Source organism: Ruegeria sp. AM5 (assembly GCF_056540645.1).
In genome coordinates this window covers 48452-62547 of the sequence record NZ_JBQFXC010000011.1, presented here as the reverse complement: position 1 = coordinate 62547, position 14096 = coordinate 48452, and the positions used below count along the sequence as shown (strand labels likewise).

The 14096-nt window shown below is 54.2% G+C and carries 17 protein-coding genes and 1 pseudogene; 7 read left to right on the top strand and 11 right to left on the bottom strand.

Annotated features, from left to right (window positions below; genetic code table 11):
* The first annotated feature begins 50 nt into the window (after positions 1-50).
* Complete coding sequence (locus ACR0AH_RS18500; RefSeq protein WP_480593186.1) at positions 51-1364, top strand: tyrosine-type recombinase/integrase; 1314 nt, start codon at positions 51-53, stop codon at positions 1362-1364.
* A gap of 105 nt (positions 1365-1469) precedes the next feature.
* On the opposite strand, the gene ACR0AH_RS18495 is transcribed toward ACR0AH_RS18500, so the two are convergent.
* The 6 genes from ACR0AH_RS18495 to ACR0AH_RS18470 all read right to left on the bottom strand — a co-directional run bounded on the left by ACR0AH_RS18495 (position 1470) and on the right by ACR0AH_RS18470 (position 7252).
* Positions 1470-1931 carry a hypothetical protein gene (locus ACR0AH_RS18495; RefSeq protein WP_480593184.1) on the bottom strand — a complete coding sequence of 154 codons (462 nt, stop codon included), beginning with the start codon at positions 1929-1931 and terminating at the stop codon, positions 1470-1472.
* 11 nt (positions 1932-1942) lie between these two features.
* Complete coding sequence (locus tag ACR0AH_RS18490) at positions 1943-2146, bottom strand: hypothetical protein (protein WP_480593181.1); 204 nt, start codon at positions 2144-2146, stop codon at positions 1943-1945.
* A gap of 407 nt (positions 2147-2553) precedes the next feature.
* Positions 2554-3957 carry an AAA family ATPase gene (locus tag ACR0AH_RS18485; protein WP_480593178.1) on the bottom strand — a complete coding sequence of 468 codons (1404 nt, stop codon included), beginning with the start codon at positions 3955-3957 and terminating at the stop codon, positions 2554-2556.
* On the bottom strand, positions 3947-5212 hold the full coding sequence (locus ACR0AH_RS18480) for a PriCT-2 domain-containing protein (RefSeq protein ID WP_480593176.1): 1266 nt from the start codon (positions 5210-5212) through the stop codon (positions 3947-3949). The genes ACR0AH_RS18485 and ACR0AH_RS18480 overlap by 11 nt, the downstream gene beginning before the upstream one ends.
* Position 5213: 1 nt before the next feature.
* Positions 5214-5426 carry a helix-turn-helix transcriptional regulator gene (locus tag ACR0AH_RS18475; protein WP_480593173.1) on the bottom strand — a complete coding sequence of 71 codons (213 nt, stop codon included), beginning with the start codon at positions 5424-5426 and terminating at the stop codon, positions 5214-5216.
* 419 nt (positions 5427-5845) lie between these two features.
* Positions 5846-7252, bottom strand: coding sequence for an adenylate/guanylate cyclase domain-containing protein (locus ACR0AH_RS18470; RefSeq protein WP_171230896.1), 1407 nt, complete (start codon positions 7250-7252; stop codon positions 5846-5848).
* A 136-nt stretch (positions 7253-7388) separates the two neighbouring features.
* Here ACR0AH_RS18470 and ACR0AH_RS18465 point away from each other — a divergent pair, with 136 nt between their 5' ends.
* A complete protein-coding gene (locus ACR0AH_RS18465) occupies positions 7389-8045 on the top strand; it encodes a DUF924 family protein (protein ID WP_171133887.1) in 657 nt (218 codons plus the stop codon).
* Positions 8046-8333: 288 nt separating this feature from the next.
* Entirely contained in the window at positions 8334-8987 is a 654-nt protein-coding gene (locus ACR0AH_RS18460; protein ID WP_171133888.1) for a pyridoxamine 5'-phosphate oxidase family protein, read from the top strand.
* 78 nt (positions 8988-9065) lie between these two features.
* Here the strand turns inward: ACR0AH_RS18460 and ACR0AH_RS18455 are convergent, their stop codons facing one another.
* The 4 genes and pseudogenes from ACR0AH_RS18455 to ACR0AH_RS18440 form a co-directional block, all read right to left on the bottom strand.
* Entirely contained in the window at positions 9066-9545 is a 480-nt protein-coding gene (locus ACR0AH_RS18455) for a hypothetical protein (RefSeq protein WP_171133889.1), read from the bottom strand.
* 110 nt (positions 9546-9655) lie between these two features.
* Entirely contained in the window at positions 9656-10009 is a 354-nt protein-coding gene (locus ACR0AH_RS18450) for an antibiotic biosynthesis monooxygenase (RefSeq protein WP_170717191.1), read from the bottom strand.
* A 96-nt stretch (positions 10010-10105) separates the two neighbouring features.
* Positions 10106-10669 (bottom strand): IclR family transcriptional regulator domain-containing protein, encoded by a 564-nt coding sequence (locus tag ACR0AH_RS18445; protein WP_480593206.1) that lies wholly within the window; start codon positions 10667-10669, stop codon positions 10106-10108.
* 63 nt (positions 10670-10732) lie between these two features.
* A pseudogene (locus ACR0AH_RS18440) lies at positions 10733-10867 on the bottom strand (helix-turn-helix domain-containing protein); the annotation flags it as partial.
* A gap of 70 nt (positions 10868-10937) precedes the next feature.
* Here ACR0AH_RS18440 and ACR0AH_RS18435 point away from each other — a divergent pair.
* The 4 genes from ACR0AH_RS18435 to ACR0AH_RS18420 are packed head-to-tail and all read left to right on the top strand — an operon-like array spanning position 10938 to position 13412.
* Complete coding sequence (locus ACR0AH_RS18435) at positions 10938-12293, top strand: selenium-binding family protein (RefSeq protein ID WP_480593171.1); 1356 nt, start codon at positions 10938-10940, stop codon at positions 12291-12293.
* A 2-nt stretch (positions 12294-12295) separates the two neighbouring features.
* Entirely contained in the window at positions 12296-12655 is a 360-nt protein-coding gene (locus ACR0AH_RS18430; protein ID WP_480499791.1) for a 2Fe-2S iron-sulfur cluster-binding protein, read from the top strand.
* A 3-nt stretch (positions 12656-12658) separates the two neighbouring features.
* Positions 12659-13123 (top strand): CoA-binding protein, encoded by a 465-nt coding sequence (locus tag ACR0AH_RS18425; RefSeq protein ID WP_171133894.1) that lies wholly within the window; start codon positions 12659-12661, stop codon positions 13121-13123.
* A gap of 58 nt (positions 13124-13181) precedes the next feature.
* Positions 13182-13412: a hypothetical protein gene (locus ACR0AH_RS18420; RefSeq protein WP_480593168.1), complete on the top strand. Its 231-nt coding sequence runs from the start codon at positions 13182-13184 to the stop codon at positions 13410-13412.
* A gap of 187 nt (positions 13413-13599) precedes the next feature.
* Here ACR0AH_RS18420 and ACR0AH_RS18415 read toward each other — a convergent pair whose 3' ends face one another.
* Positions 13600-14070: a hypothetical protein gene (locus ACR0AH_RS18415; RefSeq protein WP_216600299.1), complete on the bottom strand. Its 471-nt coding sequence runs from the start codon at positions 14068-14070 to the stop codon at positions 13600-13602.
* Positions 14071-14096 lie beyond the last annotated feature (26 nt).

Below are 14096 nucleotides of genomic sequence, written 5' to 3'. Positions count from 1 at the left end.
ACCCTTTGAAACCTTTTACATTATGTTGCGGTGAGTTATGTCTTGTTGTGATGAGTACGCGTATCGGTGGTCGCCATGTGGTCGCCAGCGGTGGTTACCAACAAGGAAATCAGTTCATGTCCCAAACGGCTCTTAAGATCGTCCAGATTGGCCCGAAACAAAGCGCCCAGCGCCAGTCCCTGACTGAAGCCAAGGTTCGTAACGCAAAGCCACATGCCCAACGATACGAAATCAATGACAAGGATGTTCCCGGCCTCGCACTGCGTATTGGGACCGACGCAAAGGTCTACATTCTGCGCTCACGCCTCGGGACCGGTCGCCAAGCCAAGCGCGTCCAGATCAAGATCGGTGACACCCGGGCGATCACGCTTAAACAAGCGCGCGACCTTGCTCGTTCTCACATCCTCGATTTGCGCAATGGAATCGACCCGCGCGTCCCGCAAACCGGTGCGATCCTTACAGCCCGGCTTCTGGATCTTTACGAACAGGACCTGATTGCGCGCCAGATCGTCCGCACCACCGACATGATGCAATCGCTGCGCACGAACCTGTACCCGCACCGCACTCGTCCCATTGGCGACCTGTCCCGCCTCGACCTGACCGCGATCATCAACGGCATCGAAAAATCCGGTCGTCCCGGTGCTGCCGACTACTTCCGCAAGAACGCCACTGGTTTCCTGAACTTCGCTGCAGACAAGGGACACATCCCTGTCTCGCCTCTCGCAGGCTACCGCAGGCCGCGCCAGACGCGCGCACAGCGCCTCTCGGACGAACAATGGACCATGACTTCCCCCGAGCAGGTTAAGCGGTTCCTCAAAGCCCTGAACACCTCACCTGATCCGATCTACCAAGCCTTGATGCGCCTAACGCTTCTGACCGGCCAGCGCCGCAACGAAATCGCGCACATGCGCTGGGCAGAACTCGATAGAAAAACCAGCCTCTGGACTATCCCCGCCGACCGAACCAAGACTGCCACCACCCACACGGTCCCTCTCGGTCCATTGTCGCGCGCCTTGCTCAAGGACCTCACGAAACTGACAGGTGCGAAACCCGGCAAGACCGACGCGCTCATCTTCCCTAGCGCACGCGCGCCCAACACCGCAATCTCTGGCTGGTCCAAGCGGATTATCCCGGTCCGTAAGGCATACGGAGACGACCGCCTGTCCATCCACGGTCTGCGCCGCACCTACCGCACCGGCCTTACCGAACTCGGGGTCGATTTCGACACTGCCGAACGGATGATCGGACACAAACGCCCCGGTCTAGCGGGCACATACGACAAATCCACAATCCTCGAACGCAGGCTTGAGGCGCAGAGAATTTGGGAAGATTACATTGCCGCTCTATCGGGATCGAATAGTTGAGAAGCTGCACAACAAAGGTCAATTTTGACCAAAGCCGCAAATGTGCGTCTCACGCAGTCGTCGGGTTACAATCAATCAACAGCTTAAAGACGAACTCTTCCGCTCTTATCCATTATCGTCGTGTTGAGCCCAGATTTTCTGGGGCAGTGGGTTCTGCTGCAGCATCCGCCAAAGCCGCCAGTCGCCTTGCTGGGCCGCCTCCCATGCCGCCACTAAGGCCGCCTTTCGCAGGATGCCATTCCTCGTTCCCAGCGTATCCGTCGCCCGCCATTCCGGTGTGTTTACCAGTTCGCGTGATGGCCGGTTCTCCATGAGCCAGTTGCGCGCAGCGCGCACCTCGCGATTGGGACTGGGCTTGCCCGCGAGCCCTCGCGCCCCGTGCTTGATGCATTTCGGGGTTCTGAAGGCTGCCCAACCGCGACAGGGCTGGCCGTCCATTCGCGTCGCATTGCAGCGCTTGTGGTTGCCTGAGCCGAAGGGGGCGACCGATCCGCGACCACTTTCGTTGTACCGCCTCAGTGCCGCTAGTCGGCGCTCTCTGCCCGCAGCGCGGCTCCCTGCATCCATGACGCGCTCTCTTACTCTGCTGCGATGGGCAGCGTTTCTTGCCCACCGATCCTGACCGTCACTTTCACGTCCTGTGTCGTAGTCATATCTACGGCTTTCAGCTTCGGCATGAAGTACGGCAGCAGGGCGAGGCCCAATTTGATCTTGCGGTCGCCAGTGGCATTCCGCCAGCTTTCGGCCAGATCGATCAGGATGTCTTCTTTGGTCAGCTCCATCTTGGCGCATATATGTTTCGAAACCTTTGCTCTCGGAGTGCTGGGCATCTCTTGTTTCTCCAGACTGGGCAGTTTTAGTTATCAATTTGCGGTATCATGATACCACTTTTTGGTTTTGGCGAGAACTGAAGTTTGCATGTCTTTGCAGGTCATTTGGTGCTCGCCACGCGCCGACTTGTGAGAGGTGTCAGAGGACTGTTATCACACTCCTCTGACACCTCTCACTAATTGCCACCCGTTGTGAGTGGCGCGCCTGTCCCGCCCCGCCACAGGCGGGCGGGCCGCTCATAGTAGGGGGCACACGATTGAAGGCTGATTTCATCACTTTTCACCTCCACTTGTGAGAGTGTGAGAAGAGTTAGAACCTCTCTATATATAGGCAGACTTCTAACTCTCATGCATTTCGGCTATTCCTCGTCGTCTTCATGCGGGTCATTCGGGCCGAGGACGGAACGGTTAATCCCCGTCCGATTTTCGGAATTGGGCCGCTTTTCATTTACGGTGGTAATCCACCCCTCGCTCTTCATCTGATTGCTGATTTTGTTTGCTCCGCCCACTGGCATCCCGTGCTTCTTCAGTGCATCTTCGACAATGCTTTTCAGCGTTGGTTTCTTAGAGCCTGAGAAATCTGCCACCCACTCGGTGATCAGGCGATGCCTGACATCCTCCCAGATGATATCGGCAATTCCGGCTGTCTGCGGCGGCTTGTATTCCTTGGCAGTGCCCACGATCTCGGTATTCCCGTCCGCGCACAGTACCTCCCGCAGGGTGATCTCGTAGTGGGTGACATTTGACGGGCCGATATTGCTTTTGGTCGTGGCCGCCTTGACGATGTTCCGGTGGGGGTCGACGCCCCACTCCTGCAGCTTGGTACGTGAGATTTTGTTCATGCTGATTGCACAGCGTGCCGTGTCTACGATCTCCGTCCCGTGCTTGATGTCGTGCTGATCCTGATCGCCGCGATTGCTTCCCGACGGTTTGCGGGTGTGAACGCCGCAGACGACGGCAATGAAGCAATCGACGCAAATCCGTGAGAACATATCATACAGCACGTTGCTGGCCTCATTTGTCATGGGCATGCCATGATAGAGGTTCTTCATGGGGTCGAGGATCAGCACCTCGATGCCGAGGCCTGTGATGATGTCTTTCAGAGCCTGTTCGGCGTGCGGGTTCACTGCCACGATGCGCGTGTCGGAGTCTTGCGTTAGGATATTGAGGTCCCTGCCGCCCAGCGCCTGCCTGAATGTGTCGCGTCCCATGGCGACCAGGTTGTCGGTCCGGCTGTGGCCATGCTCATCCATGGAAGCCCTGACCATCCGGTCAACCATGATTTGCCCGTCCTCCAGATTGACGTAGAGCACCTTATAGCCGTCGAGGTTTGCCGTGCAGTGTATGGGTTCACCCAGACCATTGCCGCCGCCTTGAGCTATATCGAGGGCGGCAGTGATCATATACGTCGATTTGCCGACGCCGCCGCCACCGGCGACGAGGGTCATGAACTCCTTGGCGATCCTGTGCGACATCACCCGCGAGATGGCTCGCTCGGGTACCATGTCGCCGGTGACGGGTTTGAACAGGCTCAGGTCGACATTGAACGGTTCGCCGCCTTTTTGCGCGTCCGCCGCGACAGAAACATCGTCAAATTCCTCGTCGCTGAAGACATAACACCCGTTTAAGCGCGCGACTGTGTGGCCGAATTCCTTCGTCTCTTTCTCAAGGACGGCCATGTTCCCTTTGTACTTTTCGACAAGCTGTTTTGCCCGACGTTCGAAGCCAGCTTGATCTTTGCTGTTTCGATTTTTAACCCCCATTTCTCATGACCTCCCTCATGATGTCCGCTGCGATCCGTGTTGCTCGGCGGCTTTCGTATTGGAAAATTCCCCTGACATCCGTTCCGCTGAAGTGCCCCATGGCGGTCAGCATCACAAAGGCGGTATCGTCGCGGTTTCCGTTCAGCATGAAGCGTGCAATGCGCTGCAAGGCTTCCCGATCTCCGTCAAAGGCCCTGTCCATCAGGCCGACCATTTCAATTCGCGGGTGAGGAATGTCCTTGGGGTGCATTTTGCTGTGCCTTGGCGACCATCCCAGTTCACGGGCCTTGTAGAAGAATGACCCGACACCGATTTCGCGCACATTTCTGATGCTACGCCAGAGACGCTCGGGGCTTGATCCGTCCTTACGACCAATTCCGTGCGTGTCCCCCCGTGCCGACCACTCGTAGAAGGCCTGCTCGATTCTGAGGGCCGTGGCGCGGTCAGCCTCCTGCGCGGCGGCCCAGCAGGCGTGTGCCATGCTCACCCAGTATTCTCTGCCCAGCGCCGGGTTGGGTAGTTGTGCCAAGATTTCTGGGATGCTTTCGATGCTGTGGTGATCTTCTGGCAGTGCCAGCGAGAAATTGACGCGCTGTGTATGCTGCACGCCCATGCGATCCCTGATCACCCTGCGCGTCTCCGGTGCACTGTTGAGGCTGATAGGCGCTCCGGCGACCTGATCAAAAGTGAGCAGGATAAACCGTGCATTGCTTGCATACAGCCCGGCGCCATTGCGCTCCCGTGTGCCAGCGTCAGCTTCCTCGCGGGGCATGAGGACATGCAGCCCCGTGCCCGAGGCTGACACTTCGGTGTAGCTCTCCGGCTGCTCCATGACGGGTTTCAGCCACTCGGCGGTGATGTCGCCTGTGTCGGGATCGCGGACCTTGTCAAAGTCGGCGACGACCATGGCCGATCCGGCGCGGGGCAGGTATCCGACGCCAAACCTGACAACATGGTCGAAGGGAACGGCGCGGTCTTCATTGGCGCGGTCGATCTTGGCATTGATCTCGTCAATCCATTTATTCAGGTCATTGGCCTTCTGCGCGGCCTTGGCCCGATCTAGGAAAGCGGCCCGTTCGCGGTCACAGGGGAAGCCTGTCGCGGCGTTCACCGGCACCTTCGTCGTGGTCGTTTCGGCCGCCACACACCAGTTCTTTTCGGCTTTTGCGATGTCCCATGCGGGACCCTCAGGCAAGCGTTTCACGCTTGATTGGTTAACTTGCTCCGCGAGCTTCCCGACTTTGTCTTCGGACATTTCAGACTAAGCTATTTTCGATTACGTCTCCGGTTGGAAGCCCGTCCGCCCAGCGCAGGACATCCGCGCCACGGTACCGGATTTTGCGTTCACCGATGCGGACGTACTGAGGGCCCGTGCGGTTTGCGCGCCAGCGCCGTACGGAATGGACCGACACTCCGCAAAACGCAGCAACATCGTGGTCGGTGTAAAGGCGATCTGGGATTATTTGCATTGTCTTCTCCTCTTGGGGGAGCAGACAATCACAGCACACTACACCCCCTATGGTTTCAGGGTAGGCGAGGGTGCCGATTGGCCTCTTACAAGCTATGCCTCTTGCATAGAGGAAGCAAATGGTGTCGTCAACGAACCAAGAGTCACCAGTGAAGGCGTTTTGAGTTGCAGCATGCAAAATAGAGCGTACCCGGGCGCGCTAGTCTCTGAAATTCCTTCCAGAAATTGATCCTACTCTCGCGGAAGGGTTCCGATTGGAGGCCGAGGAGTGGGAGCTTTAGAAGGCGGAATTTGGTGACAGTTCTTTCGATGCGGCGATCTTTTAGGGCAGCGGTCCGCCACATAGCGGACATTGGAATAAGGGCGTCTTATGGCCGCATTGAGCCCTAATCAGACGTTGAATTTAGAGAAATAGGAAAACTAGTTTTCGACCTTGAACAAAGGCCATTTGTCGGGGACACCCTTTAGTTGCCTTTCTCCGATTGGTTCAAACTGCAAGCCCGAACCCACGACTAGGCTTCTAACCACACCAGAAACCCATGTTTCACCTCCCGGTACGAACTCAAGAATTCGGGCGGCAATGGTAATTGCCAAACCAGAAACATCGTTGTCCCGTCTTAGGCACTCACCGGTATGGATACCGGCACGTACGACCAGACCAAGATCCGATGCCTTTGTTTTAATGTCGTTGGCACACGCAATCGCGCGGCTAGGGCCCGTGAAAGTTGCGAGTACCCCGTCACCCATAGTTTTAATCAGAGTGCCGTCGTACCGAGCAATCGCCCGAGCAGCTGCCGCTTCGTGCTCCTCAATAGTGTTTTTCCAGTTTTCGTCGCCAATGCGCGATGCGATAGCAGTTGACCCTTCGATATCGGTCATAAGGATTGTAGACAGGACACGGGTTTCCCTTGTCTCAGAGGTGGCATTACAGACGAAATCAGTGATTTGTCGAACAATACCGCTGGTATCCCCGATCCATGGAAGGTGATCTGAGTTATCAACGAATTCAAAGCGAGCATCTTTAATATTCTCGGCGAGGTATTTTCCGTCTTCTACAGAAACTGCGATATCCTTTTCAGGATGAAGGATCAGCGCAGGAGCTTCGATTGCTGGGAGGACCGACCTGTAATCGATTTCGTAGTTCAGACGCGTGATGGCAATGGCTGAACTCGGGCTTGCCGACTGTGTAAGTAGCTTGTTGAAAAACGCCTGTTCTTCTGGGTCGTCCTTAACGGAAGGGGCCGCCCACTCTAGCTCGTGACCGAGATCGCCCCAACTGGCTTCGAGTTGTTTGAGGTCATCCTCGAATTCCGCACGGCGTCGGCCTCGTGGCCAATCAGGTTTCCATGCGTCGCAGGGACGGCTGCCAATCATAACTATCGAGCTGACCATTTCCGGATAACAAGCTGCGAAGACGGCAGTCATGGCACCCCCTTCGCTTATTCCGAAAATTGCGGCCTTGGTGCTGCCAACAGCAGACATGACTGCTCGAATGTCTTCCGCGCGTTCTTCCAGCGTTGGCGCTCCAACGTTGCGATCCGACATACCGGTACCGCGTTTATCAAAGATGATGACTCGGCATTTCTCGGCTAATCCCTCAAGAAACTTTCGGTATCCGGGGTGTTCCCAAACGATCTCGATATTATGGAGCCAACCAGAGATGTAGATAAGATCAATGGGTCCGTCTCCAATTACTTGGTAGGCAATCGCAACATCGCCAGCGCGTGTAAACTTAGTAATTGGCTTAGCAAAAGGGACCATGGAGCATTCCGCAGGTGACACAAACCTAGTATTACTCAGTGCCGACGAATTCCAAAATTTTTTCATGATTCAGAATACGCGGAAATGAGTTAGTCGCAGAAGGAAAGCGTTAGCAGTGAGTTCCGCTGCACCAAAGAACTGGGTTTGTTTTTCAAAATCAGAATTTCGGACATAATCGGATTGTAGTTTACAGGATGGCAAGATGGACGATCTAGACTCTCGCGCGACCCAAGTTCTTGACCTATGGTTTCCCGATACGAAGCACTGGAACAGCCCCCAAACACACATGCAGTTCTGGGACGAACGCATGCAGGGTGGCATGGACGAAATAATCTGCAGCGAGTTTGCCGAATTGACCGAGGCCGCGGCTCGCGGCGAGTTGGATGGATGGTCCGAGACTGCCAGAGGCAGGATGGCGCTCATCTTGTTGCTGGATCAGTTCCCCCGCTCACTCTGGCGGGATACACCCGCCGCTTTTGGCCAAGACATCATGGCGTGCCGGCTATGTTTGGAGGGCATAACCAACGGGCACTATGCCGCGCTGTCGACGCCATGGGAGCAGATGTTCTATGTCATCGCAATTGGCCATTGTGAAGGGCCTGACCACCTTGACCGGATCGACTTGTGTATCCGTTTGGTCGATGGAATGACATCGCTGTGGCCGGAGGCCTTGGCGCCTTTGGCCGACGGTGCGAATGGGCAAAATAGAACTGTCCGCAGGGTGATAGAGCGGTTCGGGCGCCATCCGCACCGGAACAAGGTACTCGGTCGAACGTCTACCGCCGCGGAGGAAGTCTACATCGCCGCCGGTGATTTTCCTCACCAGCGCAAAGCTTCGGACGTGATATCGGACACCTGAAGGGACAATCGAAAGTGGTGCAGATCTAATGGCGGCTGTATTCGCGGAAAGGCATTAAGCAGAGAGCAACGAAGGACTGCGGTTAGCGAATGCTTTGTGACATAGTCTTTTGGGAGCTCTGTCATTATTTCATGCCATAACATGCCACCGTGTTAGAATTCATTGAACGTCCGCAGCGATCCCAAATTGACCGATCCTGCAAGTTGCCCCCGTGTCCGTTCGCATCGTAAGCTTTGCACCGAAACAAATCGTCCCGTCATTCTGATCTGAGCAGTATTTGGAGGTAAGATGCCCAAGAACAGCAAACTCAATACTGCGTTCCTAGTCCGTGATGAAACTGATCTGAGGACGCAGTTCTCTGAAACGCATGAAATCGCTATAAAAAAATGCTTGAAACATATCGATGAGCACGCGCGGAAGTTTATTGAAAGATCTCCATTTGTTTGTATCGGAACCCAATCACCGGATGGGTCTGCGGACGTAAGTCCTAGAGGTGATCCGTGCGGGTTTGTAAAGATATTGGATGACACGACCCTCTTGATCCCCGACAGACCGGGCAACAACCGTTTGGATACACTGTCAAATATTCTGACCAATTCCAAAGTCGGACTGCTATTCTTAGTGCCCGGATTCGATGACACTATGAGGGTAAATGGTCACGCGGAACTCACGCGTGATCCTGATTTGCTTTCCATGATGGCCGTAAATGAACGAGTTCCCAAAATTGCTATCGCGGTGCATGTCGATGAAGTCTTCATTCATTGCGCGAAAGCTCTTCGCCGATCAAAGCTTTGGGATGCCGATCGGCATCAGAACCGTGACGACGTACCGTCTCTAATGAAGATCATACTGGATCAAACATCTGGCGCACCGGCCGATCCCGAGGAACAACTTAGGTTGGACGAAAATCTGGAGCGAGAGTATCGCCAGACAATGTACTGACCAAAGTTAGTGGTGTATCTGCTGCCACAAGCGGTTACTTGTTGGACAAATCAGAAGGTCCACCCAATCACAATGCTGTCACTCGCTTTCGGACTCACAAACAAAGCCCGACGTTATACTGACGTGACTTGTATCGAGCAGAGCCCAATAACCGCTTTCAACTAAGATACCGTCTGGAAGCATCACGAAAGTCATCACACTGGCGCCGCGCTCGCCGAAGCTCTCTGACCTGTGGCACGCAGATACGCCTTTTCGCTGGTCATTGCACTTGAGCAGCCAAGTGCGTTCGATGTCGTGGTCGTCCCAGGTAAAGACACCCTGATCACCGGTAACGCGATAAGAGTGATTAGGCCTTTCGGGGTGAGTGCAGGAAATCTCCAAAGATACCGCCGCCGTACTAACGAGCATCATAGTGATTGCTGGAATTGTGATCAGCCGCAAGATTGACATGCGTAAATAGTGCATCTCTGTCCTTCCACCTTGCAAGATCCCTGGAACCGAAGGGACGTTGGTTGAATTGGCATTGGCCTGCGCTTTAAATGTCTGCTTAGTCCGCATAGCAGTCGTCCAACTTAATCGCAGCGAACCTCTTCTACGAGCCCAACGCGGACCAACACCAAAATCCATAATTTTCTGGCACCGGCGATAGCTTCAAACGTCGGTCATTTTTACCATAGTAGCAGGCTTGCTTTTTGCGCCTCGAAACCCTTTGGCGTTGGAAAAAGCGAGCGCATCCTGGCAACAAGTTCGATCTCACCATCCAGCATCTTTCGGACAGTGTTTAACCAGTTATTGAAGGTTTCAGATTCCCAATGATCCTGGACCGCGGCCTCGTTACTGAACACTTCGTAGAAATAGAAACGATTTGGGTTTGTTTCATCCACCATAATATGAAACTGGAAAACTTCGAGCTCTTCACTGACAACATTTTGCGCTTGGAAGATGCTGGCGTCCAAAAAGGGCTGCCGATACTCAGGTTTTACGTTGATCGCGAAGAACCCACCAAACATTGCATCGTCCATATTTGTCTCCTTCATTGACCTAAATGCGGCGAAGGTCGCAAAACACACCTGTCCTGCTGGATGGTGTTAACCTACAGCACTGCGATACCCACTAACCTAAGCGGGTATCCTCTCTTTATCTGCTTCACCCCATCCTAGCGCGCGAGCAAGTTCGTGTGACATTGTGGTAAGTGTATGGCCAATCTTTTCTCGCTCGGAAGGTGTAAACACCCGAAGAGACGCCGTAGCGCCGATTGAAAGCGTCGCACCAACACCTGTCTTGGTCAGCGTTGTAGCGACAGAACTGATTCCGCGCTCGAGCTCTTCAACACATTCGGCATACCCTTTGGTTCGAATGACATCGAGTTCCGCGGCCAGATCCTTGGGGTCTGTAATCGTGTGATCTGTGTACTGCTTAAGCTGCCCATCCAATCGGTCTTGAGACAGCAGTTCAGGCGAAACGGCGGCGATTGCCTTGGCGCAAGAGCACGCGTGCATTGGTCGTTTGCCCATACCTGGATGAAGAAAAGACACGCCCGTCTGCGGTGTCTCCACATGAATAATCTCGACCCAATGGCCCCGTAGCCGAGACAAGAAAAATGCAGCGCCATAGTCATTCGCGGCGCCAGATAGGACAGGCGCAATCACTTGCAAAAGAGCGGGATCAGAGTGATCGCTCAACGTGATACGCTTTAGCCTATTCCCAATCGCAAACTCTCCGCGGGTTGGTGATTCAAGGAGGCCGGACGAAACAAGGTCTTGAACCAGCCTGTAGGCCGTCGGTTTAGGTATATCGGACTGGGCACAGATATCCGCTACGGACGCACGTCCTTTTTGACCTACGATTTCCAAAATCAGCGCTAATCGTTCGAGATGCATTTTTCTCACTTTATGATAACTAAATTTTCGATATACGATACAATTTAGGGAATCAAGGGAGGAGCACTCGATGGATGGACAATGCTGTGGACCGGGCTTCAGGAGTCCGCAAGAAGCCATCAAAGCCCCACGAGAAAAGCTACTCTACACGATCGCCATCTACACCGGGACAGGGATCCAGAAACCTGATTACCTTGCCACAGTGGATGTCGACCCTGACAGCCCGACCTATTCTCAGGTAATCCATAGGCTGGAAATGCCGGGGATCGGGGACGAGCTTCACCACATGGGGTGGAACGCCTGTTCGTCCTGTCACGACGACGGCTCGATGTCCCGCAAATACCTGATCTTGCCGGGCGTACGCTCCAACAACCTTCACATCGTTGATACAGCCACTGACCCGCGTGCGCCGCGGTTGCATAAGATCATCGACGGGGCCGAGATCAAGGCCAAGGCAGATTTATCGGGCCCGCATACGGTGCATTGTTTGGGCTCGGAAATCATCATTTCCTTCCTTGGAAATGCTAGGGGTGAGGCTCCTGGAGGCTATTTACATCTCGACAAAGAGTTCAACATCGTCGGTCGTTGGGAAACCTCGATGGGCGATATCAAGTTTGGCTACGATTTCTGGTACCAACCGCGCCACAACGTGATGGTCAGTTCCGAATGGGCTGCGCCCAATACCTTCATGCCGGGTTTCGATCTGGAAGAAGTGGGCCATCTGAAATATGGGCGGGAGCTGCATTTTTGGGATTTCGAAAAGCGCGAACCGGTCGAAAGTTTCTATTTGGGTGAAGACGGGCTGTTGCCACTGGAAGTCAAGTTCCACCATGACCCCGACAGCACGCATGGGTTCTGTGGCGCAGCTCTTTCGACCAATGTCATTCATTGGTGGCAAGACGATGCTAATAAGTGGCAGTGGGAAAAGATAATCGACGTAGAAAACGAGATGCATCCGGAATGGCCGATCCCGTTACCGGGGGTTATGTCGGCGATCCTGATCTCGATGGACGACAAATACTTGTATCTAAACAATTGGCTGCATGGAGATATGCGCCAGTATGACATCACCGATCCTCATAATCCCAAGCTGACTGGCCAAGTGTTTATGGGGGGGCTTTTGGGTAAAGCTCCAAGCGTAAATGGGGTTGAGGTCGCAGGTGGTCCGCAAATGTTCCAGCTCTCTCTCGACGGACGAAGGCTTTATGTCACGACCTCGCTGTTCTCGACTTGGGATAACCAGTTCTATCCTGAGATCCGCGAAAAGGGCGGGGTGATGGTGATGATCGATTGCGACCCTGAAAACGGTGGTATGAAGATCAACGAGGATTTCATTGTGGACTTTGGCAAAGAACCAAATGGTCCATCGCGCTGTCACGAGAGCCGGTATCCGGGCGGTGATTGCACAAGCGACATCTGGCTATGACTATGTATACCGTGACCATCGCGAACAGAGATGGAGCGCAATACTGTGTGGATGCGCGGCGTTCACTTCTGGAAACGCTGAGAGAACAGGGCGTCGACTTGCCTTTTGGGTGCAAGTATGGCGGCTGCATTACCTGCGCGGCAAAACTAAAGACTGGCGCGATCGATCAACGCCGACAGGTTGCGCTGAATAATCGGCAAATTGCTAACGGCTATGTAATCCTTTGCGTGGCACGTCCGACATCCGACATCACGCTTGAGATAGGGGTCGAAAGCCATGACAAGTTGTACCGCAATCCGTTTCTCGACCCACTCAAACCCCACGAACTCAAGGCTGACATTGCGACGCCGAAGGAAGGTTAACCGATGCCCGAAGCAGACATCGATCGCATCTACGATTACGACCCCAAGTACCTAGCCGACATCCTGCAATCGGTCAAAACCATTGCAATGGTGGGGGCCAGCGCGGACAAAACAAAATTCAGCTATGGCGTTCTGCGACAGCTCAGCGAAATCGGCTATGATATTCTACCGGTGAATCCTAACCCGAATGTTTCTGCAATTAGAGGACTCAAAGTATACCACTCGCTGGAAGAGATCGACAGACATGTTGATATGGTAGACGTCTTCCGCCCAAAAGAAGAGTTTTATGGCTTTGCCGAGAAGGCCATTGCAATCGGGGCAAAAGTTCTTTGGGGTCAGATCGGCGTGTACGACGACAAAGCAGCGCAACTCGCCGAAGCGGCGGGCCTTAAAGTCGTGATGAACCGATGCCCCAAGATTGAACTCTTCCGCCCTTTTTGGAAGCCGCGCCTGGACCTAAAGATATGATGAAATTCGATTGGTAGCGGCCTCCTCAGCATCCAATAAGGGTGCCAATTGAGATGTTATGCTTACGGAAGAGAAGACACGTAATCCTGCCCGCTTTTCGAAACCCGCGTTCTCTAAACCCAGGAATGGCCGTTTTGTTTATACAACCAACGACCACGTAGTCCGCGAACCAGATATTCAGGCTACGTCCCAGCGCCGCGCAGCGGCAAACGGCAGCTTTGTCCGCACAGCGGTCGCTCGCGACATTTCGGCGAATGACCGCACCGAGCCCATGCTCGACTTTGGTTGATGCCGCATCATTTGGAGCGATGGGCGAAAACCGAACCTTCGCTGCGACGGCTAGATGCCGATACCAAACCACGTCTTGAACGTGCTCTCGGTACTACCTGAAAACTCCGTCAAGTACGTGATTTGAACAATCGGCAAGGCACCCGACTTGCACTACAGTCCATCCGCAAGGGCTCTAGAAAACTACGTCATGAACAGCCGCTGTCCGTGATCTCGGCAATCGTCAGGTAGTTCACAGACGCTGCGACCACACCCGCGATAAACCCTAGCAGGATCACGGCAAACGCCAGCCCGACCTCCACTGTCCCGAAGACCCATTGCCACAAAACTGCGACTGCGACCACAGTGCCGAAAGTTACAAGCCCATGTTTTATCACCAGCTTCAGGGTGGTCGGGACAAATGGCTTCTTCGGTCCTTTCACCGTGAAATGAGTGACGGCCGTCAGGATCATCGCCATCGATACTGCCAGCAACACCGCGCCGCCCAGAACCGAATGACTGCCGCCACTGATCGAATCCAGCGTGAGTGGAATTGGTGCCGTCCCACGCAGCAAAAAGTACTGAATAAAGCCGTTGATTATCGCATTGATCACCCCGGACAGGAGTGCCCCGCGCATAATTTGATCCGACGTCATCGGCATCTCGCTGGACATGGTCATCTTGCGCCGCTCCTTTGTTTGTGCAG

What these genes read in the sequence shown, in the direction of transcription:
- ACR0AH_RS18420 (WP_480593168.1), top strand. Translation starts at nt 13,182, where the DNA reads ATGCTTACGGAAGAGAAGACACGTAATCCTGCCCGCTTTTCGAAACCC.
- ACR0AH_RS18460 (WP_171133888.1), top strand. Translation starts at nt 8,334, where the DNA reads ATGCCCAAGAACAGCAAACTCAATACTGCGTTCCTAGTCCGTGATGAA.
- ACR0AH_RS18480 (WP_480593176.1), bottom strand. Translation starts at nt 5,212, where the DNA reads ATGTCCGAAGACAAAGTCGGGAAGCTCGCGGAGCAAGTTAACCAATCA.
- ACR0AH_RS18450 (WP_170717191.1), bottom strand. Translation starts at nt 10,009, where the DNA reads ATGGACGATGCAATGTTTGGTGGGTTCTTCGCGATCAACGTAAAACCT.
- ACR0AH_RS18435 (WP_480593171.1), top strand. Translation starts at nt 10,938, where the DNA reads ATGGATGGACAATGCTGTGGACCGGGCTTCAGGAGTCCGCAAGAAGCC.
- ACR0AH_RS18430 (WP_480499791.1), top strand. Translation starts at nt 12,296, where the DNA reads ATGTATACCGTGACCATCGCGAACAGAGATGGAGCGCAATACTGTGTG.
- ACR0AH_RS18495 (WP_480593184.1), bottom strand. Translation starts at nt 1,931, where the DNA reads ATGGATGCAGGGAGCCGCGCTGCGGGCAGAGAGCGCCGACTAGCGGCA.
- ACR0AH_RS18465 (WP_171133887.1), top strand. Translation starts at nt 7,389, where the DNA reads ATGGACGATCTAGACTCTCGCGCGACCCAAGTTCTTGACCTATGGTTT.
- ACR0AH_RS18455 (WP_171133889.1), bottom strand. Translation starts at nt 9,545, where the DNA reads ATGCGGACTAAGCAGACATTTAAAGCGCAGGCCAATGCCAATTCAACC.
- ACR0AH_RS18475 (WP_480593173.1), bottom strand. Translation starts at nt 5,426, where the DNA reads ATGCAAATAATCCCAGATCGCCTTTACACCGACCACGATGTTGCTGCG.
- ACR0AH_RS18415 (WP_216600299.1), bottom strand. Translation starts at nt 14,070, where the DNA reads ATGACCATGTCCAGCGAGATGCCGATGACGTCGGATCAAATTATGCGC.
- ACR0AH_RS18485 (WP_480593178.1), bottom strand. Translation starts at nt 3,957, where the DNA reads ATGGGGGTTAAAAATCGAAACAGCAAAGATCAAGCTGGCTTCGAACGT.
- ACR0AH_RS18490 (WP_480593181.1), bottom strand. Translation starts at nt 2,146, where the DNA reads ATGGAGCTGACCAAAGAAGACATCCTGATCGATCTGGCCGAAAGCTGG.
- ACR0AH_RS18470 (WP_171230896.1), bottom strand. Translation starts at nt 7,252, where the DNA reads ATGAAAAAATTTTGGAATTCGTCGGCACTGAGTAATACTAGGTTTGTG.
- ACR0AH_RS18425 (WP_171133894.1), top strand. Translation starts at nt 12,659, where the DNA reads ATGCCCGAAGCAGACATCGATCGCATCTACGATTACGACCCCAAGTAC.
- ACR0AH_RS18500 (WP_480593186.1), top strand. Translation starts at nt 51, where the DNA reads ATGAGTACGCGTATCGGTGGTCGCCATGTGGTCGCCAGCGGTGGTTAC.